This window comes from Rariglobus hedericola, assembly GCF_007559335.1.
Lineage (GTDB): Bacteria > Verrucomicrobiota > Verrucomicrobiia > Opitutales > Opitutaceae > Rariglobus > Rariglobus hedericola.
The window spans coordinates 196,706-215,607 of sequence record NZ_VMBG01000002.1 but is presented as its reverse complement, the minus strand read 5'-3'; the positions used below and the strand labels follow the sequence as shown (position 1 = coordinate 215,607).

The 18,902-nt window shown below is 63.2% G+C and carries 17 protein-coding genes; 4 read left to right on the top strand and 13 right to left on the bottom strand.

Annotated elements, in window-relative coordinates:
- Window positions 1-48 precede the first annotated feature (48 nt).
- A complete protein-coding gene (locus FPL22_RS11295; protein ID WP_144230461.1) occupies window positions 49-1,017 on the top strand; it encodes an MBL fold metallo-hydrolase in 969 nt (322 codons plus the stop codon).
- On the opposite strand, the gene FPL22_RS11290 is transcribed toward FPL22_RS11295, so the two are convergent.
- From FPL22_RS11290 to FPL22_RS11240, 11 genes are all read right to left on the bottom strand, one after another.
- Window positions 1,014-2,384, bottom strand: a complete 1,371-nt coding sequence (locus tag FPL22_RS11290; RefSeq protein WP_144230460.1) for an ATP-binding protein — start codon at window positions 2,382-2,384, stop codon at window positions 1,014-1,016. The two genes, FPL22_RS11295 and FPL22_RS11290, sit on opposite strands and share 4 nt — an antisense overlap.
- Window positions 2,381-3,049, bottom strand: a complete 669-nt coding sequence (locus FPL22_RS11285) for a response regulator transcription factor (RefSeq protein ID WP_144230459.1) — start codon at window positions 3,047-3,049, stop codon at window positions 2,381-2,383. Before FPL22_RS11285 ends, FPL22_RS11290 begins: the two co-directional genes overlap by 4 nt.
- Window positions 3,046-4,887, bottom strand: a complete 1,842-nt coding sequence (locus FPL22_RS11280; RefSeq protein WP_144230458.1) for a cbb3-type cytochrome c oxidase subunit II — start codon at window positions 4,885-4,887, stop codon at window positions 3,046-3,048. Before FPL22_RS11280 ends, FPL22_RS11285 begins: the two co-directional genes overlap by 4 nt.
- Window positions 4,880-5,284, bottom strand: a complete 405-nt coding sequence (locus FPL22_RS11275; RefSeq protein ID WP_144230457.1) for a hypothetical protein — start codon at window positions 5,282-5,284, stop codon at window positions 4,880-4,882. The genes FPL22_RS11280 and FPL22_RS11275 overlap by 8 nt, the downstream gene beginning before the upstream one ends.
- Window positions 5,281-6,537 carry a hypothetical protein gene (locus FPL22_RS11270; RefSeq protein ID WP_144230456.1) on the bottom strand — a complete coding sequence of 419 codons (1,257 nt, stop codon included), beginning with the start codon at window positions 6,535-6,537 and terminating at the stop codon, window positions 5,281-5,283. The genes FPL22_RS11275 and FPL22_RS11270 overlap by 4 nt, the downstream gene beginning before the upstream one ends.
- Window positions 6,538-6,539: 2 nt before the next feature.
- Window positions 6,540-7,217, bottom strand: a complete 678-nt coding sequence (locus FPL22_RS11265) for an ABC transporter ATP-binding protein (RefSeq protein ID WP_144230455.1) — start codon at window positions 7,215-7,217, stop codon at window positions 6,540-6,542.
- Window positions 7,218-7,331: 114 nt separating this feature from the next.
- Window positions 7,332-8,444 carry an ABC transporter permease gene (locus FPL22_RS11260; protein ID WP_144230454.1) on the bottom strand — a complete coding sequence of 371 codons (1,113 nt, stop codon included), beginning with the start codon at window positions 8,442-8,444 and terminating at the stop codon, window positions 7,332-7,334.
- A 35-nt stretch (window positions 8,445-8,479) separates the two neighbouring features.
- On the bottom strand, window positions 8,480-9,376 hold the full coding sequence (locus tag FPL22_RS11255; protein WP_144230453.1) for a polyprenyl synthetase family protein: 897 nt from the start codon (window positions 9,374-9,376) through the stop codon (window positions 8,480-8,482).
- Between the two features lie 15 nt (window positions 9,377-9,391).
- Window positions 9,392-9,940, bottom strand: coding sequence for a YceI family protein (locus tag FPL22_RS11250; RefSeq protein ID WP_144230452.1), 549 nt, complete (start codon window positions 9,938-9,940; stop codon window positions 9,392-9,394).
- 28 nt (window positions 9,941-9,968) lie between these two features.
- Window positions 9,969-10,697, bottom strand: a complete 729-nt coding sequence (locus FPL22_RS11245) for a phosphatase PAP2 family protein (RefSeq protein ID WP_144230451.1) — start codon at window positions 10,695-10,697, stop codon at window positions 9,969-9,971.
- Window positions 10,694-12,754 carry an LTA synthase family protein gene (locus FPL22_RS11240; protein WP_144230450.1) on the bottom strand — a complete coding sequence of 687 codons (2,061 nt, stop codon included), beginning with the start codon at window positions 12,752-12,754 and terminating at the stop codon, window positions 10,694-10,696. The genes FPL22_RS11245 and FPL22_RS11240 overlap by 4 nt, the downstream gene beginning before the upstream one ends.
- A 144-nt stretch (window positions 12,755-12,898) precedes the next feature.
- Here FPL22_RS11240 and holA point away from each other — a divergent pair, with 144 nt between their 5' ends.
- Entirely contained in the window at window positions 12,899-14,017 is a 1,119-nt protein-coding gene (gene holA, locus FPL22_RS11235) for a DNA polymerase III subunit delta (protein WP_144230449.1), read from the top strand.
- A gap of 4 nt (window positions 14,018-14,021) precedes the next feature.
- Here holA and FPL22_RS11230 read toward each other — a convergent pair whose 3' ends face one another.
- Window positions 14,022-14,894 (bottom strand): helix-turn-helix transcriptional regulator, encoded by an 873-nt coding sequence (locus tag FPL22_RS11230; protein ID WP_162525277.1) that lies wholly within the window; start codon window positions 14,892-14,894, stop codon window positions 14,022-14,024.
- An 80-nt stretch (window positions 14,895-14,974) separates the two neighbouring features.
- On the opposite strand from FPL22_RS11230, the gene FPL22_RS11225 reads away from it, so the two are divergent.
- Together FPL22_RS11225 and FPL22_RS11220 are read left to right on the top strand one after the other, a co-directional pair.
- The gene (locus FPL22_RS11225; protein ID WP_144230447.1) at window positions 14,975-16,414 is read left to right on the top strand and encodes an FAD-dependent oxidoreductase; all 1,440 of its coding nucleotides are present in this window, start codon (window positions 14,975-14,977) and stop codon (window positions 16,412-16,414) included.
- Window positions 16,411-17,394: a D-2-hydroxyacid dehydrogenase gene (locus FPL22_RS11220; protein WP_144230446.1), complete on the top strand. Its 984-nt coding sequence runs from the start codon at window positions 16,411-16,413 to the stop codon at window positions 17,392-17,394. The genes FPL22_RS11225 and FPL22_RS11220 overlap by 4 nt, the downstream gene beginning before the upstream one ends.
- Window positions 17,395-17,406: 12 nt before the next feature.
- Here FPL22_RS11220 and FPL22_RS11215 read toward each other — a convergent pair whose 3' ends face one another.
- The gene (locus FPL22_RS11215) at window positions 17,407-18,855 is read right to left on the bottom strand and encodes a methyl-accepting chemotaxis protein (protein WP_162525276.1); all 1,449 of its coding nucleotides are present in this window, start codon (window positions 18,853-18,855) and stop codon (window positions 17,407-17,409) included.
- Between the last annotated feature and the right edge of the window lie 47 nt (window positions 18,856-18,902).

Sequence of the window (18,902 nt, the reverse complement as noted above, 5' to 3'; positions counted from 1 at the left end):
GGCTACGTCTTGTCTCGCCAGCAACCGCTCGCAGGGGGACTCTGATCCATGTCCGCGTCCTTCCCCGTTTCCGATCACTGCGACGGCCGGCGTTTTTTTAATCCGCATCATCATCAGGATCGCAACTGGCTCGATGTGTTGCGCTGGAAACGTTCCTCGCGGCCCGCGCCCTGGCCGGCACAACCGCTACCCGCACGCATCACTCCCGCGCCGCTCGATCCCGCCCACCGCCTTGCCGCCACGTGGATTGGTCAGTCCACATTTCTGCTGCAAACCCGCTTAGGCAATATCCTCACCGATCCGGTTTACAGCGACCGCATCGGTCCGGCCAATCGCATCGGACCCCGCCGCGTGCGCGCGCCCGGGATCGCGTTCGATGACCTGCCCGCCATCGACGTCGTTCTGCTCAGCCACGATCACTATGATCATTGCGACCACGCCACGTTGCGCCGCCTGTGGCGGAAACATGCGCCTCTCGCGATCACCCCGCTCGGCAACGCACCGTTGTTCCGCTCCGCCGGTTTCGCGCCTGATCGCATCATCGAACTCGACTGGTGGCAGTCGCACGCGCTCGCATCCGGCCTAAACATCGCGCTCACACCCGCCCGCCATTGGAGCAATCGCCTGCGCGGCCCGCGCAACGGCCGGCTCTGGGGCGGCTTCTTCATCTCAGCGCCCGCGGTCACCGCATTCTTCGCGGGCGACACGGCCTACGATGACACGATGTTTAACGACATCCAAAAAAAATTCGGCCCTCCCGACCTCGCGCTGATTCCCGTCGGTGCCTATGCGCCGCGCTGGTTCATGAAGGAGCAACACTGCGACCCCGCCGAGGCCATTCAAATCCACCGCGATCTCGGTGCACGCACCAGCCTCGGCATGCATTGGGGCACGTTTCCTCTCACCGACGACGGCTTCGCAGAACCGCCGCGCGAACTCGCCCTTGCGCTCGCCGCCGCCGGACTTTCACCGGACGTTTTCCGCACCTGCGCTCCGGGCGAAGGCCTGCGCATTTAGCGGCGCAGCGCCACCACGACCCGCAATCCGCTCCGTCCGTCCGTGCGGTTCTCCGCGCGAATCTCTCCGTCGTGCAGCTCCGCAATGCTGCGGCAAATCGCTAGGCCCAGCCCATGCCCACGCGCGCGATTTTCACCCGTCGCGGGCTCAAAGCGCACAAAGCGTTCGAAGATCTTTTCCAGCTGGGCGGCCGGCAAACCCGGGCCTTCGTCGGTCACGATGAACCACCAGCCGTGCTCCGTCTGCACCGACTCGAGCGTGACCAGTCCGCCCGCCGGCGACACGTTGAGTGCGTTGGCCACCAGATTCAGCAGCAACTGCCGGAGCAACGCCGGCTCCAGCCGCAGCGAACCCGCATCGTCACGCGCCAGTTCGAAGCGCACGCCGCGATCCTCCGCCAGCACCCGCGCATCCTCGACAAAGGGCGCCAGCAGCGCCCGCACATCGTGCTCTTTCAAATCGAGCAACAGCGCACCGCTCTCCGCCTTCGCGATGAACAAGAGGCTCTCGATGATACGATTCATCCGCGTGATTTCTTCCAGCAGGTCCTCCAACCCCGCGACCGCCTCCGGATCGCCGGCCAGGCGCGTGCGTAATCTTTCCGCATTGAGACGGATCAATGCCAGCGGAGTTTTTAACTCGTGCGAAGCATCCGCGGTGAACCGCTTCACCTGTTCAAAAGAGCCTTCCAGACGGTCGAACATCTGGTTGAGCAACATCGCGAGATCAGCCAGTTCATCGCGCACCGCCAGCACCGGAATCCGTTCGCGCAAGTTGTCCGCGCTGATGCGCCGCGCCGTGAGTTCGATCGCCCGCACCGGCCTCAGCGTAAACCGGCTGAACGCATAACCCAGACCCAGGCTGGCCACCGCCGTGCCCAGCACGAGCAGCGCACTCACCTTCGCATAATTCGTCAGAATGCGGTGCACAGGCTTAAGGCGGCTGGCGATCTGCACATGCCATTCACCCTCTCGAAACTCCGACAACCGCACGCCGCCCACCCCGGGCAACTCGGCCAGCACGTGCTCGTTCTCCTCCATCCGGCTCAGGTCCGGCATGACCGCATCCCCGAGGTTTTCCGAGCGGTAGAGAATAGCCCCGCGATCATCGTGAATCTGGATAAAATACAGCGCCGCATCACTGCCGAGCTTGGTGTCGATGCGCCCCGCCAGATCATCGCCCTTCAAGCCCGGATGATCGCGCAACACCTCGAACACTTCGTCCGCCTCGACTTCGTGCATGCCTTCCATGCTGCGTAACATTTCCCGCTCGAGGAGCAGTCCCCCCGCGAGCAACACGATCACCGTGGTGACCGTCACCAGCGCGGAAAACCGCACCATCAACCGGCGTGTATACGGGCCGATCATGCGAGTTGATATCCCGTCCCGCGCACGGTCTTGAACAAAGGCTCCGCGCCTTCCACCGACGGGAATTTCTGCCGCAACTTGCGCACATACACGTCGATCAGATTTGTCTCCATGTCATACGACGCCTCCCACACGCGCTCCGCAATTAAGGTCCGCGTGAGCACCCGTCCCGCGTTCTGCAAAAACAGTTCCAGCAGCGCGAATTCGCGGCTCGTCAGTTCCACCGCCGCGCCTTGATACGTCACCACCCGCGCCAGCAAATCCATGCGGATCCCGCGATGCTCCAGCACCGTCGTCTTGTTGCCCGCCTTGCGTCGCAACAGCGAACGCACGCGCGCGAGCAGCTCATCGATGCTGAACGGCTTCGCCAGATAGTCATCGGCGCCCAGATTCAAACCGTGGATACGGTCCGTCACCGCGTCGCGGGCGCTGAGGATAAGCACCGGCTCGTTAAAGCCGCTCGCCCGCCACTCCTTCAACAATTGCAAACCGTCCCCGTCGGGCAGTCCGATGTCCAGCACCACGGCGTCGTAAGGCGACTCGGCCAGCGCATCCCGCGCCGCCGCGCAGCTCCCCGCCACGCGCGGCGTGTAACTTTGTTCAGCAAGCGCCCGCTCCACAAACTGCGCCACTTTGCGTTCGTCTTCGACGATGAGGATTTTCATGGGGCCTTCGCGCCACGCTGCAGGCTTCGCACGTGCCGCGCGAGCGAAACCACTTCTTCGTCTCGCAGATATTCATGTCCCGCCATCGGCGATCCCGGCAGACCGAACTTGATGATTCGCGCCACTGACGCCGCCTCATCCGTTGCATCCACCCGTCGCCACGCTCCGAGCGACCAATCCGGCGGATGCATGCTCAATCGAGCCGTCAGCACGCCGTCGCCTCGCCCTTCGTCTCCGTGGCAATTCGCACAGAGCCGCGCAAACAACCCTGCTCCTTTGGCCTCATTGATCACGACATCCGTCGCGGGTTTCCACGCCTGCACCTGTGCAGACCGCCGCTCCAGCGTTTCCGCACCGAGCGACGCCAGATAAGCCACCAACGCATCGCCTCGCCCGTCACCCTCGCGAAACAGATGCGCATACGACGGCATACGCGATCCCGGCGACACCTCGCGCGGCGTCATCAAATGCAGACGGTTCCATTCCGGCGAACGCCGGTTGCCCACTTGCGCGAGGTCGGGGCCTTGTCGACGGTTGCCGGGTAAAGGTGGCGCACCGGTGATCATTTCCACCAGCGGCTTCTCCGGTCCCCAGCGCGTCACATCCACGGTGCCCGGCCGCACAAACTGCGAATGACAATGAATGCAGCCTTCACCGATGAACACCTCGCGACCGCGCGCAATCAGCTGCGCCTCCTCGTCCGCGCGAACCTCGCGGCTTCCCAATACGCCCAGCAGCGCCAGCACCAACAGCGGTTGCCGCAAGCCGTGGCGTCCGTGCTGCCTCACGATCAACAGCCCGATCACCACCACGCCCGCCGCGACCACGAACCACACCGGCACCGCGTTGAGATCCTGCGCCATGCCGATGCCGAGCGCCGATCCGATCCAGCCCGCCACCGCAAACACCGCCGTCGCCAGCCACGGCCGCCCGCTCCTCGCCGGATAATACACCAGCGCCACCGAATAGAGCGACACACCCGCAGTGTATAAAATCTCCGCGCCGGCAAACGCCTGCATGCTCGCCGTCAACAATCCGCACGCCACCGCCAGCCCCACCCATGCTCCGATCGCGATGCGTCCCAGCCAACCGCGATCAATCAATCGCCCCGCAACCACCGCCACCGCGAGATGAATAGTCGCGTTGATCCACAGGCTCGTCGTCTCGCTCCACGTTTCCGCCAACAGCGCCGGAGTATGCTGAATGATGTAGAACGCCGCCGAATCCATCCACACCAACGCCATAAAAATCACCACCCAGCACGTCGCCGGCCTCGCTTTAAAATCCGGGGCCTCCGAGCACTCCGCCGTGCCCTTCCCCAGCGCCACCGCCGCGACAACCGCCAGCACCATGAGCGCGATGGCGATTCCCGCCTGGATGCGCGGCGTCGCGTGAAACACCACCGGCAGATTGCACAACGCATATGCCAGCCCCGTTCCTAATCCCACGACGAGCCCGAGCCGCTCCACGCCGAGCACCGCCCTCAATCCCGACGTCAACGTCACTGTAAGCCAGCCCAGCGAAAGCCCGATCGCCACCGCCGTCCACGCCGACGCCTGCACACACGCAAGCCCCGCCGCCACCGCGCACGCCACCGCGCCCAGCTGCAAAGACCGCGCATACATCTCCAAGCGAAACCGCCACGCGGCCACCACGCTCCCGACGATTCCTCCCGCACACAACGCCCCCATCGCCGGACGCAGGCCGTCGCCACCTACGGACATGCGCAGCAATTCCAAAAACGAGAACTCCGCAAAAATCAGAAAATACCCATACGTCGCCGCGATCACCACGACCGCCGCAGCCGATACCTTACGCTCAAACCTGCGCTCAATCATGGCCCCAGTCCCTCCTTCTCAATAACAGCGCCTGCACCACCACCAGCGCGAGATCCGTCACCGGCACGCTCACCCACGCGACCGGTAGCCAGCCCACCCCGATGGCCGCCGCACTGAACCCGCCCGCCGCCAGCCGGAAGAGTATCGTAAATTCGAATACCGCTCGCAACCGCGCCTCTCCGCCGCGCCACCACGCCAGCAGGTAACTCGCGCCCACCGCTCCCACAAACGCGCCCATCCACCTCAGAAAAACCAACGCGTCACCCGCCGGCACCGCCACGTGCATCCACGGCAGCACCCGCGCCGGCACGAACACCAGCGCCAGCCCGGTTGCGAAATCCATCGCCCCCGCACCCATCGCCAGCAGACGCGCCCCTTTCAAAATCAATGGCTTCATGACGTGCGTGCCTTTCGCGCCCACAGCCACCGCACCGAGGCCACCAGCATGCCCGCACCCGCCGCCAGCCGCACACCATAGAATCCCTGTGTCCACGCCTCGCTGCGAAACAGGTCACCCGCATAGTCGCGCTCCCACCAGCCCAGCATCAGCAGCGCCACCACGTGCACGGCACACGCCCATTGCCACAACCCGAAGTTCCCGCGCGGCTCCGGTGCCGGCGAGAGTTGTCGCAGAATAGCGAAGTTCACGCTCGTCAGCAGTCCCGCCATCGCCAGATGCGCATGCGCCACCAGTCCGTTGGTGAATTTCAAACGCTCCGAAAACCCCGGTAAAAACGTGAGCAGTCCCGTGACGACCAGGAGCAACCACCAACCAAACGCCGCCGCCAGCCACGGACGCGCCGTCACATCCCACGCGAACAACCGGAAATACATCCACGCCAGCGGCACCCACAGCAGAAGCAATCCAAGCCCGAGCATCTGCCCCCACGCATGATGCGATGCATTGCCATGATCGATCACCGCAAACACCCCGACCGACACCGCAAACGCCACCCAAAACCAATCGGTGCGCCACCCGGCCCGCACTTTGTTCACGCGCAGCATCACCGGCAGCAGTCCGAAAATCATCACGATCCCGAGCGTCGATCCCAGCAGACTCGCGCCTGTCGCGCCACCGCTGTCGGGATTGACCGTCGGATAGACCTCGCGCCCCGCCGACCAGTAAAGCAGTCCCGGCACAAATAGCAGCCCGCCGAGAAAACCCGCGCGCAACCAATCCGCTCCGCGTCCGCCCGATTCACCGCGCCGCCACCACGCATGCGCCGCGCACACGGTCCACAACACCACCATCGCCATAGACAACAACGCCCGCGCCCAGCCGTGCCAGTCGAGAAACAGCTTCCCGCTGGTGACTCCCGCCAGCCACGCCACTCCGCCGAGCACGAGCGCCAGCGACCACGCGCCCAGTGCGATGCGCACATGCGTTTTCGCCTGCGGATGCCGTTCATCGATACACCACGCGAGCAACACGCCCACCAGCGGCAGCGCGCACCAACCGTAAAGCTGCCAGTTCATGTGCAACGGCATCCAACGTCCGTAGGTCAGCGGCGCGAGCGCATCGCCCCACGCGGGCCACACCAACTCGGCCGCGAGCAGCACGCCCACCGCATTGGCTGCGACGAGCCAGCCGATCGCATGGAACTCCGCGATCCGGCCGACTGTGCCGCCGAACTGTCGGAGGCCGCTCATGATCAGATTTCGGACAACCGGCCGTCGCGCACGCGCACGATGCGATTGCACGCCTCGGCGAACCGTCGCTCGTGCGTCGCCAGCACGACCGCCACGTTTTCGCGCGCGGCGAGTTCTTTCAACAACGCAAAAATCGCATCGCCCGTCTGCTCGTCGAGCGATCCCGTCGGCTCGTCCGCCAGCAACAACCGCGGCGCATTCATGAGCGCCCGACAGATCGCGGTGCGCTGGCGCTCGCCGCCCGAGAGATCCTGCACACGATGGCCGATGCGGTGCGACAACCCCACTTGCGCCGCCAGTTCGCGCACGCGCGCGGCGGTATCTTCGCGACTGCGTCCGGCGGCCAGCGCGGGCACGCGGATGTTTTCCTCGACCGTGAGATCGGGGATGAGGTTGTGCAGTTGAAACACGAACCCGAGATGGTGGCGGCGCAGCGTGTTGCGGCTCGCCTCCACGCACGGATCGAAGCCGCACACGGACATCGTGCCCGTATCCGGTTTGTCGAGACCACCGAGCAGATGGAGCAGCGTGCTCTTGCCCGACCCCGACGCCCCCCACAGCGCGACCATTTCACCGGCCCGCACCTCAAGGCTGACTTCACGCAGCACTTGAATACGCCCGCCGTCATAGGTCTTCGAAACCTCCCGCACGCTCGCAATCACCTCCCCACGCCCGCTCATAACCCCGCCCCCTTTTCCAAATCGGAGGCAATCGGCCACCCCGCCAGTTTGTAACTTAATAAGTTACAAACTGGTTTTACGCCTTGTCGCATAAATGAGTTATGTAGATTAGATTTATTCATATCTTAGGGCCTCCGCGGGTTGGATGCGTGAGGCGAAGCGGGCCGGGTAAATCGCTCCGGCGATCGCTGTGATCAGGGCCGTCACCACAATTCCCACCACCACGAGCGGCTCCACGCGGGCCTGCACGTAGCCGTTGAACTGCGGCATGTGCGCCACCACCGCGAGCATCAGCAGTCCGATTGAAAATCCGAGCACCAGCCCGCCCAACGCAATCGCCCCCGCCTCGCCGAAAATCAACGCGGCCACCTGCCGCTCCGAAAATCCGCACACGCGCAGCACCGCTATTTCGCGGATGCGCCCGAACACCGAGAGCAACATCGTGTTCGCCACGCCCAACCCACCCAGGAAGAACGCGCAGATGCCCACCGCCCACGCCGTGAAATTCAAGATCTTAAAGCTGTTGTAACTCTGGCTGAACTCGCGGTTTTCCAGCGCGATCACGCCGGGGTTCGCCGCTTCCACCGCCGCCTTGAACGCCGCACCTTGGGCTTGATCGCGCAACTTCACCGCCACGACCGAGGCCGCGCCTTCGCGATGGAAAAATGCCTGCGCATCCGGCAGCGGCAAAAACACGCCGCCATCCTCGAAGCCGTTTTCGTTTTTGAAAATGCCTCCCACTTTGAACGTGCCCCGGCCGATCGCGACGGTCTCGCCGAACTTCGCCTTGAGAAACTCTGCGGAACGCGCGCCCAGATAAACTTCACCGGTCGTCTTGCCGAAGGTGTCACGCGAACCCGCGCGCCACTCGCCGCGCACGAGGCGCGGGTCGTCGGCCTCGATGCCGAAGCACGTCACTACCGGATTTCCCGGCGCGGACACGATGCCGAACAGCAGTGGATGCGCCGCCTCGACTTGAGGCAGTGCGCGGATCGTGCGCACCTGCTCCGTCGTGACCGAGCTGAAAAACAGGTCCGACACATTTTTCTCAAACACCAGATAATGACTGTCCGTCGAGAGGATGCGTTCAAACATGCCGATCGCACCCGTGACGATCGCTAGAATCGCCAGCATCGCCGCCACACCGAAACCGATGCCCGCCACGCCGATCAGCGCGCGCAGCCGGTGGCGTCGGAGGTTGGTGAAGATAAGGGAAAGAAAACGCATGAGTTCGCCGTTTCGTGGTTTGACGGGTCCGCGGCTCAGGCCGCCACGGCGCAGACCATCGGCTCGACGAATTCACGATGAAACCCGCCGAGATAACCCCAGCGTTGCGATGTCGCGCCGAGCCGTTCCACCACGCGGCGCGACTGTTCCATTAGCCGTGCGATGCGCGCCTGCGTTGCCGGCACGCCGATAGCGTGGGCGAGATTCGGACGCGTGAGCGCGCGGTCGCGACCGGCGGTTTTTCCGCTTTCGAATGCGTTGAGCAACGCATCCTGGAGATCGTCGGCCGCCTGATAAGCGAGGCCCCAGTAAACACACAGCGCCTTCAGCGCATGAAGCTCCTTCTGCGAGGGCGCCCCGAGCAGCGCCGGGAAATACACCGCGAGCCAGAACAGCGAACCGGTCTTGCGCGCGGCGATCATCGCGACTTCGCGAGCCGAGCGATCGCTTTGCGCGAAGCTCAAATCGGCAGCTTGTCCGCCGACGAGTCCCGCGGGGCCGAGACACGCATCGAGGCACGCCGTCGCCTGCAAGCGGATCTCCGCCGGGTGCGAGGCAAACACGAAGCCGGTGAGCGCATATGCGCGGTTGATGAAGGCGAGCGCGCCGAGGATGGCGGAGGATTCGCCGTAAAGTTTATGGGCGCAGGGACGGCCGCGACGCGTCCAGGCATCATCCATGCACGGGAGATCGTCGAGGAGCAGCGAGGCGATGTGAAAATATTCGACCGCGCAGGCGAGCCGTTCGGCGGGGCCTTCTTCGAGGCCGTGCGCATCGGCGGCGGCCAGCACGAGACGGGCTCGGATGAGTTTACCGGGATTGCCTGACGAGAGGGTCAGCGTATCGCGCAGGAGTTGATCGGTAGCCAGCAGAGCGGGACTGTTTTCCATCAGCGCGTCGCACAGGCGCAGATAAGCGGCGGACGAGTTCACGGGATAATCGGGGAGTTAGCGGACGTTGACGGAGCCTTGCAGGTGGAAGTGAACTTCCACGAGCGGGTCGACTTTGAGCAGGCCGAACTTGCGGATGATCGGCAGACCGAAGTCACGCGTGTCGAACACCGCATGACCGTCGATCGCATAGATTTTTTGATCGCTCGTGATCGAGAGGGGAAAGGCGATCGCGCGAGCGACATTATGAAGCGTAAGCACTCCGCGCGCGGTGAGTTTTCCGTCGGCCGCGGTGTCGATGGATTTCAAGGTGAAGCCTGCCTTCGGATACTTCGGGGTTTCCTGCCATTCGTTCATGGCCTCGTCGCGCGCTTCCTTGCCGGTGCGCACATCGGCGAAGTTGAATGTGAACGTAGCCGAGGTGACGTGGCCCGACTCGACGGCGATCACCGCGGTGTAGGCGTCGAGTTTTCCTGTGAACGAAGCAGCGGTGGCCTTGACCGCGATTTCGATGTGCGACTGGCCTGGATCGATGGCCAACGGCGAGGGAGCCGCGATCGCGAAAACCGGCAACAGGCCGGCAATCAGAAGCGGGAGTAATTTCATGGCGATACGTTAACCGACGGAGATGAACTCAGGATGAAGCAGGAATTAATTTTTGTTCATTACCCGTCGTGGCCTTCAGCAGGCGACGCCAGATGAGAAACAATAACCAGCACACCAGCGCCGTGATCACGGTATGGCTCAGGTAGTGCGCGCCTTTGAGCATTTGGTAGCCGCCCATCGCCCCGCCCACCGCGAAGCCGATGGAGGCACCGATGAGTTGACCGCGACGACTGCGCGCGAGCCCGGCGAGGCTCAGCAATGCAAAGCCGCCACTGGCATGCCCTGCCGGAAACCCGCGTCCGCGTCGCGAGGGACGATCACCCTCGGGATAGGATTCCAACACGCGCACATACGGGGCGAAGCCATCATAGCGGCGAATCTCCCGCGGACAAAACACGTTGGTCGTGGCCTTGCTCGTCGCGATCAAGGCCGGTCCCGTCGCCAGCGTGGCGATAACGACCCAAATGTCGCAGCGCCTCAAGGTGAACGACCCGCGAACACGCCACCGCTCGGGCCCGAGCGCGAGGGTCATCAAGCCGGCCGCCAGCGCAATGATCAGCACCTTCGGTCCCGTGTAGAAAAAGATGCGCGGCCACAGGTCTTTCTCGTTCACCATCCAGGCGTGCGCGGAGAAATCATACAACCGGTCCTGCACCCACAAATCCACCTGCGTGAATTCGAAAAGCAGAAACAGCCCGGCGAGCACTGCGAACACCGGCCACAGCGTGCGATCAATAAAAGGTCGGCGCGTGATCATCGGATGATTTCAGCGGCAGTGTCCGCAGTGGTTTTGGGGGCGGAAACGGCGGCGGTCGAGCGATCCGGGTTCAGCGCAAGAATCTGCGCGGTGTAGCCCGTCTGATCGGCATCGCTCACGGCACGATAACCACCGCTCTTATAAAGGTAACTGGCCGTCTGGTAGTAGGCGATCGTCTCGTCGCGTTCCTCGGTTTCCTTGGGGCGTCCGGTCAGTGCGAAGGTCACGGGGTCGTAGCGATAGGCGCTGTAACCGCGCACCGGCTTCAGCACATCGAGCGTGCCTTCCTCGTAGAGCCCGAGCTTCTGATAATTGCCGATGAGCGCGCGGCGGTCGCCATGCGCGGTGCGCACGTCCCACCCATAAAAGCGCGTGGCATAACTCCAGTTGAGCAGACCGAGGATCGTCGGCGCGCAATCCACCTGGCTCATCAAATCGCCGATGTGCCCGGGCGCGACCTGCCCGCCGGGCGCATACACCAGCATCGGAATGTGGTAGTTCTGAACGGGCAGCTCGGTCTTGCCCGCGACGGACGCGCAATGGTCGGCCACGATGACGAAGACGGTGTTTTTAAACCACGGCTTGGACGACGCGTCGCGGATGAGTTTTCCGATGGCGTAGTCGGTGTATTTCACCGCGCCGGAGCGGCGGGAGATCTTCGACGGCAGATCGATGCGACCGTCCGGATACGTGTAAGGGCGGTGATTGGAAGTCGTCATCACGAAGTAGTGAAACGGCTTGCCCGCGGCGGCGGAGCGGTCGGCCTCTCGTAGTGTCCAGTTGAATACGTCCTCGTCGCACGCCCCCCAGGCATTGGCGAAGGTGATGTCGGTCTTGGCGACGGCGGCGCGGTCCACGATGCGATAGCCGTTCCCGCCAAAGAACGTGTTCATGTTATCAAAGTAGCCGTAGCCACCATAGATGAACGCCGTGTCGTAACCGCGGCTGCGAAAAACCGAGCCGAGGGTGAACAGATTCTCGTTGTGCGGACGCTTCACCAACGAACGTCCGGGCGTGGGCGGCATCGACAAGGTCAGCGCCTCCATGCCGCGGTCCGTGCGCGTGCCGGTCGCGTAGAGATTGTCGAACACCAGACTCTGCTTCGCGAGCACATCGAGATTTGGCGTGAGGTTTGAATCGGGATTATACGCGCCGACGAAACTGGCGCTCAGACTCTCGACCGTGATCTGGATCACGTTGAGGTGTTTCTCGGGCCCTTCGTTTTTGATGTAACGCAACGTGTCGCGCGCGTCTTTGAGACCGAGCGGCAGGCTGCCGTCCTGCGCCAGTTCCGTGCGCAGATGCGAAAACGCCTCGTCCACGGGAAGCTTCGCGTAAAACTGGTCGTAATCGATTTCGTTGTGCTGAAACGCCGCAAACAGCGACCACGGGCCGTTCTTCGCAAGCTCGCGATTGTAGGTGTTGGCAAATGCGGGCAACTGGTTCGAATCGAGCGCCACTCCCGCGACCAACGCCGCCGCCATCCAAGCGCCGCCTTGCACATAACGTCGGCGTGTCGTCACGCGCGGCGCCTCCAGCCAGCAGTCGATCAGCCCCGTCCGAGCGAGCAAGAGGTGCAGCCCGACACTCGCGAGCAGGATCACCCCCAGAATCGCCGGCATCGGATAGGACTCGCGGATGTTGGCCACCACCTCGGTCGTATAGACGAGGTAATCGACCGCGATGAAGTTAAAGCGCGTGCTGAATTCATCCCAAAAAAACCACTCAGCCACCGCGCTGAATAGCAGCAGTCCGATCGCTCCGATAAAAACCCCATGCGCGCCGGCCCGCGCCCAGCGGCGCTCGAAGATGCCTGCCGGCAGCAGCGTTAAAACCAATGCCAGCGGCACGGCAAAAAGCAGCGCCGCTCCGAGGTCGAACAAGGCACCCCACGCAAAGGAAGCGATCAGAGTGGCATTCCAATCCAACGCCCACCCCGACTGCGCCAGCAGCGCGATACGGGTGACCAACGCGAGCAGCATGAAGAGTCCAACAAACAAAACAACGCCGCCATGACGGCGGGCGACCAGAGAACGGAGCAGCGCAGGGATTTTCATAGGAGGGGTGCCAAAAGTCGCCTCACCCTACCGGCCGCTCGTGAACCGTTCGTGAACGACAGATGAATTTTTATTCATTCGCGGGTAAACGTCCCGGCCTCCGCGCTTGCCTCGCGCCCGCGCCCGCCGCCACAGTTCTCTTCCATGCCCGACGCCGCCAAGCCGTTCATTTTCGTCTGCGGAGCCGATGACTTCCTCGTCAATCGACTCGGCAAGACGCGTTACGACGAGCTCACCGCCGACGTGACCGATGAGTTCGCCCGCGAGATCATCAGCGGTTTTGCCAACAACGTCGGCGAGGTCGAAAGCGCCATCAATCGCTTCCGCGAAAGCGTGCAAACCGTCTCCATGTTCGGTGGCAAACGCGTTGTCTGGTTTAAGGACGTCAACTTCCTCGCCGACTCCGTCACCGGTCGCGCCGAGAGCACCCTCAAGCTCGTCGATGACCTGAAGGAGCTCCTCGCCACCGTCGATCCCGCGCAGGTCGCGATTGTGATCACCGCCGCGCCCATCGACCGCCGCCGCGCCTTCCCCAAATGGTGCGAAAAAACCGCCGACTTTTCCCTCGTTGGCGGCGGTGATGGCGAAGGCGGATCCGAAGCCCTCGGCGGCGTCATCCTCGCCGAGGCCCGTGAACTCGGCGTCACGTTCGGCGAAGGCGCCGCTCAACTCCTTCTCGCCAAGGTCGGCGCCAACACCCGCCTGCTCATCGAGGAGACCCGCAAGCTCGCCACCTTCGCCGGCGGCCCCGACGGCAAGGCCACCGTCATCGAGGAGGCCCACGTCGCCGAGCTCACCGCCAATACCGCCGAGGGCGATTTCTTCGAGGCCGCCGAAGCGTTTTTCAGCGGCGATCTCAAGTGGACGCTGGCCGCGCTGCATCATCATTTCTTCACCGGCGGCGACGCCCGGCCGATCATCAGCGCGATGCAGAATCGCAACCGCATTCTCATCCAGGTTCGCGCCTTGGTCGACTCTGGCGAAGCACGCGTCGGCCAGCGCGGACTCGACGGTCTGCCGAAAGCCGCCACGGCCTACGGACACCACTTCATCGGCGTCACCGAGAAGAGCGCCTACAACCTCTTCAGTCAAAACGCCTGGTATGTGGGCAAGCTCGCCGGCAGCGGAAAACTCCCTTCACTGCGTCGCCTGATCGACAACCAGCAGGACTTCATCCGCGCCTTCGAAGAGATCGTAAAACGTCCCAACGAGCAAAACGAAGTCCTCCGCGAAATGGCCGTGCGGTGCTTGTCGGCCGCCTAAAAACTCACGCGTTCGACATCCGCCGGTATTTCAACGGCGTGGTGGCGAAGCGCTTTTGAAAGCAGCGGTGAAAATGCGACAGATCGCTGAAGCCGCTGTTCAGGCACACCTCGGTCACGGACAACTCGCTTGCTCGCAGCAATGACGCCGCCGTGCGCAGCCTGAGTTCGGTGAGCAACTCCACATAGCTGCAGCCGAAGAGTTCCTTCACCAGATGCGACGTGCGGCTTTCGCCCAGGTGTAGCGCCTTCGCCAGATCCTCCAGACTCGTGGCACTCTCCGTGTGGCTCGCGTGCAAAAAATTCTGAATCAACCGTCGCCGCCCCGCCATGTCCTCGGCTCCGCCCGCCTCCGGCTGACGCGTGTTTTTCAACAGCACCGCCACCTGTCCGTGCCACTCCAGCAACCGTGAGCGCAACTGCCGCAACGACTCCAAAATCACCTCCGCATCCGTCTCACCGGTTTCACGCAGCGCCTTCGCTTGCACCCCGGTTCCCGACGTGGTGCGCACATCTCGAAAGAGATGCCGGTAATCGCCCGCGGCCCGTCGTTGGCCCGCGAACAAAATCCACGCCAGCCGTCCTTTGATAAACACCGGAACGACCCATTCCATGAACCCCGCGTGACACCGGTGATAGCGGCCCTCGGGAAAATCCGGCAGCTCCGCCCGCAACCGCGTCACCTCAAAATCCACACATGCCCAGTCATGCCGCGCCTTCACGGCGATGCAGCAAGGCGCACGGTGCTTGAAACGCTCCGGCTGCAAAAAAGGTCCGAGCGTCGCGGTCAAATCATGCACCACCACCCTCAGGTCTTTTTGTTTTTCAAACACCTGGATCGCCCACTCGGGCACTTCCATGACGCTGGGTTGATGCATGACCGTGTAGCAGAAAAAGCCATGATTTAAGCCAAGCATGCAAGGAAAGAGCGGATGATTTATGCAAAAATAGCCACCTCATGACATCCGCCGCTGCCCCTTCGCTTCAGTCCCTCGTCGGCTCCAAAACCTACGGGCACGCCGACGGCAGTTACCGCCTTGATCGCACCATTCGAGCCGAGGCTGGCTACGATCTGGTCGTCGCGGGCGGAGGCCCCGCCGGTGCCGCCGCCGCCATTTGCGCGGCCCGCCTAGGCGCCAAGGTTCTGCTCGTCGAGTCCACCGGCTGCCTCGGCGGCATGGGTTCGTCCGGCTTGGTGACCGCATTCGATCCGATGGCCAACGGCGAGCAAGGGCTGGTGGGCGGCTTCATGCTCGAACTCGTCGAGACCATGTATGCACGCGGCTTCATGTCCCCCGGCATAGACCCGAATTCCTGGCGGAAGAAGTTCCACTCTTGGTCCCCGTTCAAAGCGGAAGGGTTGAAGCTCATGCTCGATGAATTCGCCCTGAGCGCCGGCGTGGAAGTGCGCTTTTTCACGCGCGTGATCGATGCGGATGTCGATGCGCAGGATCGCCACGTCAACGGCGTCGTGTTGTCCAACGTCGAGGGCTACTCCTACGTGAAGGCGCGCACCTTCGTCGACGCGACCGGCGATGCCATCCTCGCAAATCTCTGCGGCGTGCCCTGTCGCGAAGCCGGACGCGACACACCCAAGATCATGCCGTCCACGCTCGCGTCGTTGTTCACCGGAGTCGATTGGGCCGTGCCGCGCGGCTACGAGCAAAACGACTACCTCCCGCAAGCGCTCGCCGACGGACACTTCACCCAATACGACCGCCACCTGCCGGGCATGAGCAAAGTCGGCCACCAAGTCGGCTATCTCAACGGCGGACACTTGTTCAACCTCAACGCGCTCCGCTGCCGCGATCTTAGCGACGGCGTGATGTGGGGCCGCAAGCTCGCACTCGAATACATGGAGTTCTACCGCAAATACGTTCCCGGTTGCGCGAAGATCGAACACGTTACCACCGCCTCGCTCCTCGGCATCCGCGAATCCCGCCGCATCGTCGGCGAATACGAACTCACGCTCCGCGATTACCTCGCACGCCGCGAATTCCCCGACCAGATCGGCATCTTCAACAAGTTCGTCGATATCCACCCTTACGACTGCTCGAAGGAGGAATACGAACGCTTCAGCACCGAGAAGGACAAAACCGCGCGCCTCAAGGCAGGCGAGTGGTTCGGCATCCCCTACGGCATCCTCGTGCCTCGCGGCTGGAAAAATCTCTGGGTAGCCGGACGCTGCGCCTCCAGTGATGTCTCAGTGCACGGCTCCATCCGCGTGCAACCCGCCGCCTCCATGATGGGACAAGCCGCCGGCACCGCCGCCGTGCAAAGCCTGCGCACCGGCCGCTCCGCCGCTGAAATCGATACGGAGGAATTGGTGAACACCTTGCGCGCCCACGGCGCGAATCTTCCGCAGAAAACCCTGTCGCGCACGCTCACGACTCAATGAACAGCACGACCATCTTCACCGCCCCAAAACTCGTCGTGCTCGACGGCCACGCCACCAATCCCGGCGACCTCTCGTGGGACGCCTTTCACGCGCTCGCCAACTGCCGTATCCACGAACGCACGACAACCAGCGAGATCATCGCCCGCGCGCACGACGCCGAATTCATCCTCACCAACAAAGCGCCGCTCACCGCCGACACCCTCGCCCGCTTGCCCAAGCTCCGCTACATCGGCGTGCTCGCGACCGGCACTAATGTCGTCGATGTCCCTGCCGCCCGCGCACGCGGCATTTGCGTCACCAACATCCCCGGTTACGGCACGCGCTCCGTAGCGCAGCACACGCTCGCGCTGATCCTGGAAGCAACCAACCACGTCGGCCTCCACGCCGCCGGTGTCCGCGAAGGCGCGTGGTCGCGCTCCTCCGATTGGTGTTACTGGCAAAAACCGCTCGTCGAACTCGACGGACTCACCCTCGGCATCGTCGGCTACGGCAGCATTGGTCGCCAAGTCGCCGCGCTCGCCCGCGCCTTCGGCATGAAGATCGTCGCCACGAGCCGCTCCGCCTCCACGCGTGTCAGCGACGGCGTCACGTTTCTCTCCCTCGAGCGCTTGCTGGCCGACAGCGACATCGTCTCGCTGCACTGCCCGCTCACCGACGACACCCGGCACCTCATCAACTCCGCCTCGCTTGCGCGCATGAAACCCACCGCGCTCCTGATCAACACCTCACGCGGCCCGCTCATCTCCGAAGCCGACTTGGTCGAGGCGCTCCACCACCACCGCATCGCCGGTGCCGCACTCGACGTCTTGAGCGCCGAACCTCCGCCACCGGCCAACCCCCTCCTCGCCGCTCCGAACTGCCTGGTCACCCCGCATCAGGCCTGGGCCACCCGCGCCGCCCGCCAGCGCCTCTTGGACATCGCCGCCGCCAACGTGCGAGCCTTTCTCAGCGGCCACCCGCAAAACACCGTGGGAGGATAAACACCACCGCTATCAGGGTATCGCACTCGCGCCGTCGATCAAACCGACCAGGCGGTCGACGATCTTAATGAGCTCGGCGGACTGCGCGTTGAGCTCCTCGGCCGCGCTCGCGGTTTCCTCGGCCGTGGCCGCGTTGCCTTGCGTGATCTGGTCCAGTTGGCGGACCGCGGTGTTGAGCTGAGTAAGCCCGATGCTCTGTTCGCCGGAAGCCGTGGCAATCTCCCCGATGCGTGAATCAACGTCGCGCACCTTGGACAAAATCATCTCCAAAGTAGCCGCTACCTCGCGACTGGTCGACGCGCCGATCCCACTGTTTTCGTTAGCCACGCCGATTTTGGCGGCCGTGTCGCGCGCAGCCTCGGAGCACCGCTTCGCCAGCGATCGCACCTCGTCGGCCACGATGGAAAATCCAGCGCCTGCTTCGCCCGCACGCGCCGCTTCGACCGCCGCATTGAGCGCCAGTATATTGGTCTGAAAAGCGATTTCCTCGATGGTCTTGAGAATCTTGGTGATATCGGCGGAGGACTCCACCAACGCCTGCATCGAGCTTTGCAATCTGGCGACTTGGGCAACGCCCCGTTCGGCCGATTCACGCGTATCGGAAGCGGCGGTGTGCGCGGCGGCGGCGTTCTCGGCATTGCGTGAAGTCATGCTGGCGATCTCCTCAAGGGAGGCGCCCGTTTCCTCCAATGTGGCCGCCTGTTCGCTTGCGCCGTGCGCGATGGTCTGGCTCCCACTGGACACCTGCTCGCTCGCACTCGACGCCTGCACGGCGGCCGATTGAATTTCAGCCGATGCCGCATGCAACACGCCGGTTATACGCCGTATGAGCAGAAACGCTCCGATCAGTGACCCGCCGCCACCCAACGCTATCAGCAGAGCGAACTGGAGCAGCAGCCGGCTGTAACGCTTCTGGGCTGCCTCATACTCCTCGCCGGCAACGCGCAGTTGCAGTTCCACCAGATCGGAAATTTTCGCAGATACTGGATCGATCTTCGCGTAAAGCGGCCCGTCGAATTCAACCAGCACGCCGGCCTCGGCCTTGGCATCGCCCAGCTTCCTCAATGTCGCCTCCAACCGCTCGACATCATTATCGGCAGCGGCCAGCAAATCACCCGCCTGTTTCGCCAATGCCGCCTCCTCCGGGGTAAGATAGGTCGCCAGATAGTTTCCCCACTCGCGCTTGATTGACGCGCGGGCATCCACGACCGAAGTCAACGCTTGTCGGGGCGTAAAGATACCTGCGTTGGCTTTATTGGCAGCATCGATCAGATTCACCGCATACGCATCGGCGATCACCTTGAGCTGCTTCAAAGGAACCACGCGGTCTTGATAGACCGTGAGCAAACCCTGGTTGGTTGCACGGATGGCATAGACACCGAGCCCGCCCAGCACGACGGAGAGTAACAATAACAAGGCCACCAGGCCGCCTAGCTTTTGAGAAAGCGAAAAGGTTTTCATGACAACGGGGCGAAGGGAATGCAGGTCGGGAAAGACGTAACACCCCA

What these genes read in the sequence shown, in the direction of transcription:
- FPL22_RS11295 (WP_144230461.1), top strand. Translation starts at nt 49, where the DNA reads ATGTCCGCGTCCTTCCCCGTTTCCGATCACTGCGACGGCCGGCGTTTT.
- FPL22_RS11290 (WP_144230460.1), bottom strand. Translation starts at nt 2,384, where the DNA reads ATGATCGGCCCGTATACACGCCGGTTGATGGTGCGGTTTTCCGCGCTG.
- FPL22_RS11285 (WP_144230459.1), bottom strand. Translation starts at nt 3,049, where the DNA reads ATGAAAATCCTCATCGTCGAAGACGAACGCAAAGTGGCGCAGTTTGTG.
- FPL22_RS11280 (WP_144230458.1), bottom strand. Translation starts at nt 4,887, where the DNA reads ATGATTGAGCGCAGGTTTGAGCGTAAGGTATCGGCTGCGGCGGTCGTG.
- FPL22_RS11275 (WP_144230457.1), bottom strand. Translation starts at nt 5,284, where the DNA reads ATGAAGCCATTGATTTTGAAAGGGGCGCGTCTGCTGGCGATGGGTGCG.
- FPL22_RS11270 (WP_144230456.1), bottom strand. Translation starts at nt 6,537, where the DNA reads ATGAGCGGCCTCCGACAGTTCGGCGGCACAGTCGGCCGGATCGCGGAG.
- FPL22_RS11265 (WP_144230455.1), bottom strand. Translation starts at nt 7,217, where the DNA reads ATGAGCGGGCGTGGGGAGGTGATTGCGAGCGTGCGGGAGGTTTCGAAG.
- FPL22_RS11260 (WP_144230454.1), bottom strand. Translation starts at nt 8,444, where the DNA reads ATGCGTTTTCTTTCCCTTATCTTCACCAACCTCCGACGCCACCGGCTG.
- FPL22_RS11250 (WP_144230452.1), bottom strand. Translation starts at nt 9,940, where the DNA reads ATGAAATTACTCCCGCTTCTGATTGCCGGCCTGTTGCCGGTTTTCGCG.
- FPL22_RS11245 (WP_144230451.1), bottom strand. Translation starts at nt 10,697, where the DNA reads ATGATCACGCGCCGACCTTTTATTGATCGCACGCTGTGGCCGGTGTTC.
- FPL22_RS11240 (WP_144230450.1), bottom strand. Translation starts at nt 12,754, where the DNA reads ATGAAAATCCCTGCGCTGCTCCGTTCTCTGGTCGCCCGCCGTCATGGC.
- holA (WP_144230449.1), top strand. Translation starts at nt 12,899, where the DNA reads ATGCCCGACGCCGCCAAGCCGTTCATTTTCGTCTGCGGAGCCGATGAC.
- FPL22_RS11230 (WP_162525277.1), bottom strand. Translation starts at nt 14,894, where the DNA reads ATGCATCAACCCAGCGTCATGGAAGTGCCCGAGTGGGCGATCCAGGTG.
- FPL22_RS11225 (WP_144230447.1), top strand. Translation starts at nt 14,975, where the DNA reads ATGACATCCGCCGCTGCCCCTTCGCTTCAGTCCCTCGTCGGCTCCAAA.
- FPL22_RS11220 (WP_144230446.1), top strand. Translation starts at nt 16,411, where the DNA reads ATGAACAGCACGACCATCTTCACCGCCCCAAAACTCGTCGTGCTCGAC.
- FPL22_RS11215 (WP_162525276.1), bottom strand. Translation starts at nt 18,855, where the DNA reads ATGAAAACCTTTTCGCTTTCTCAAAAGCTAGGCGGCCTGGTGGCCTTG.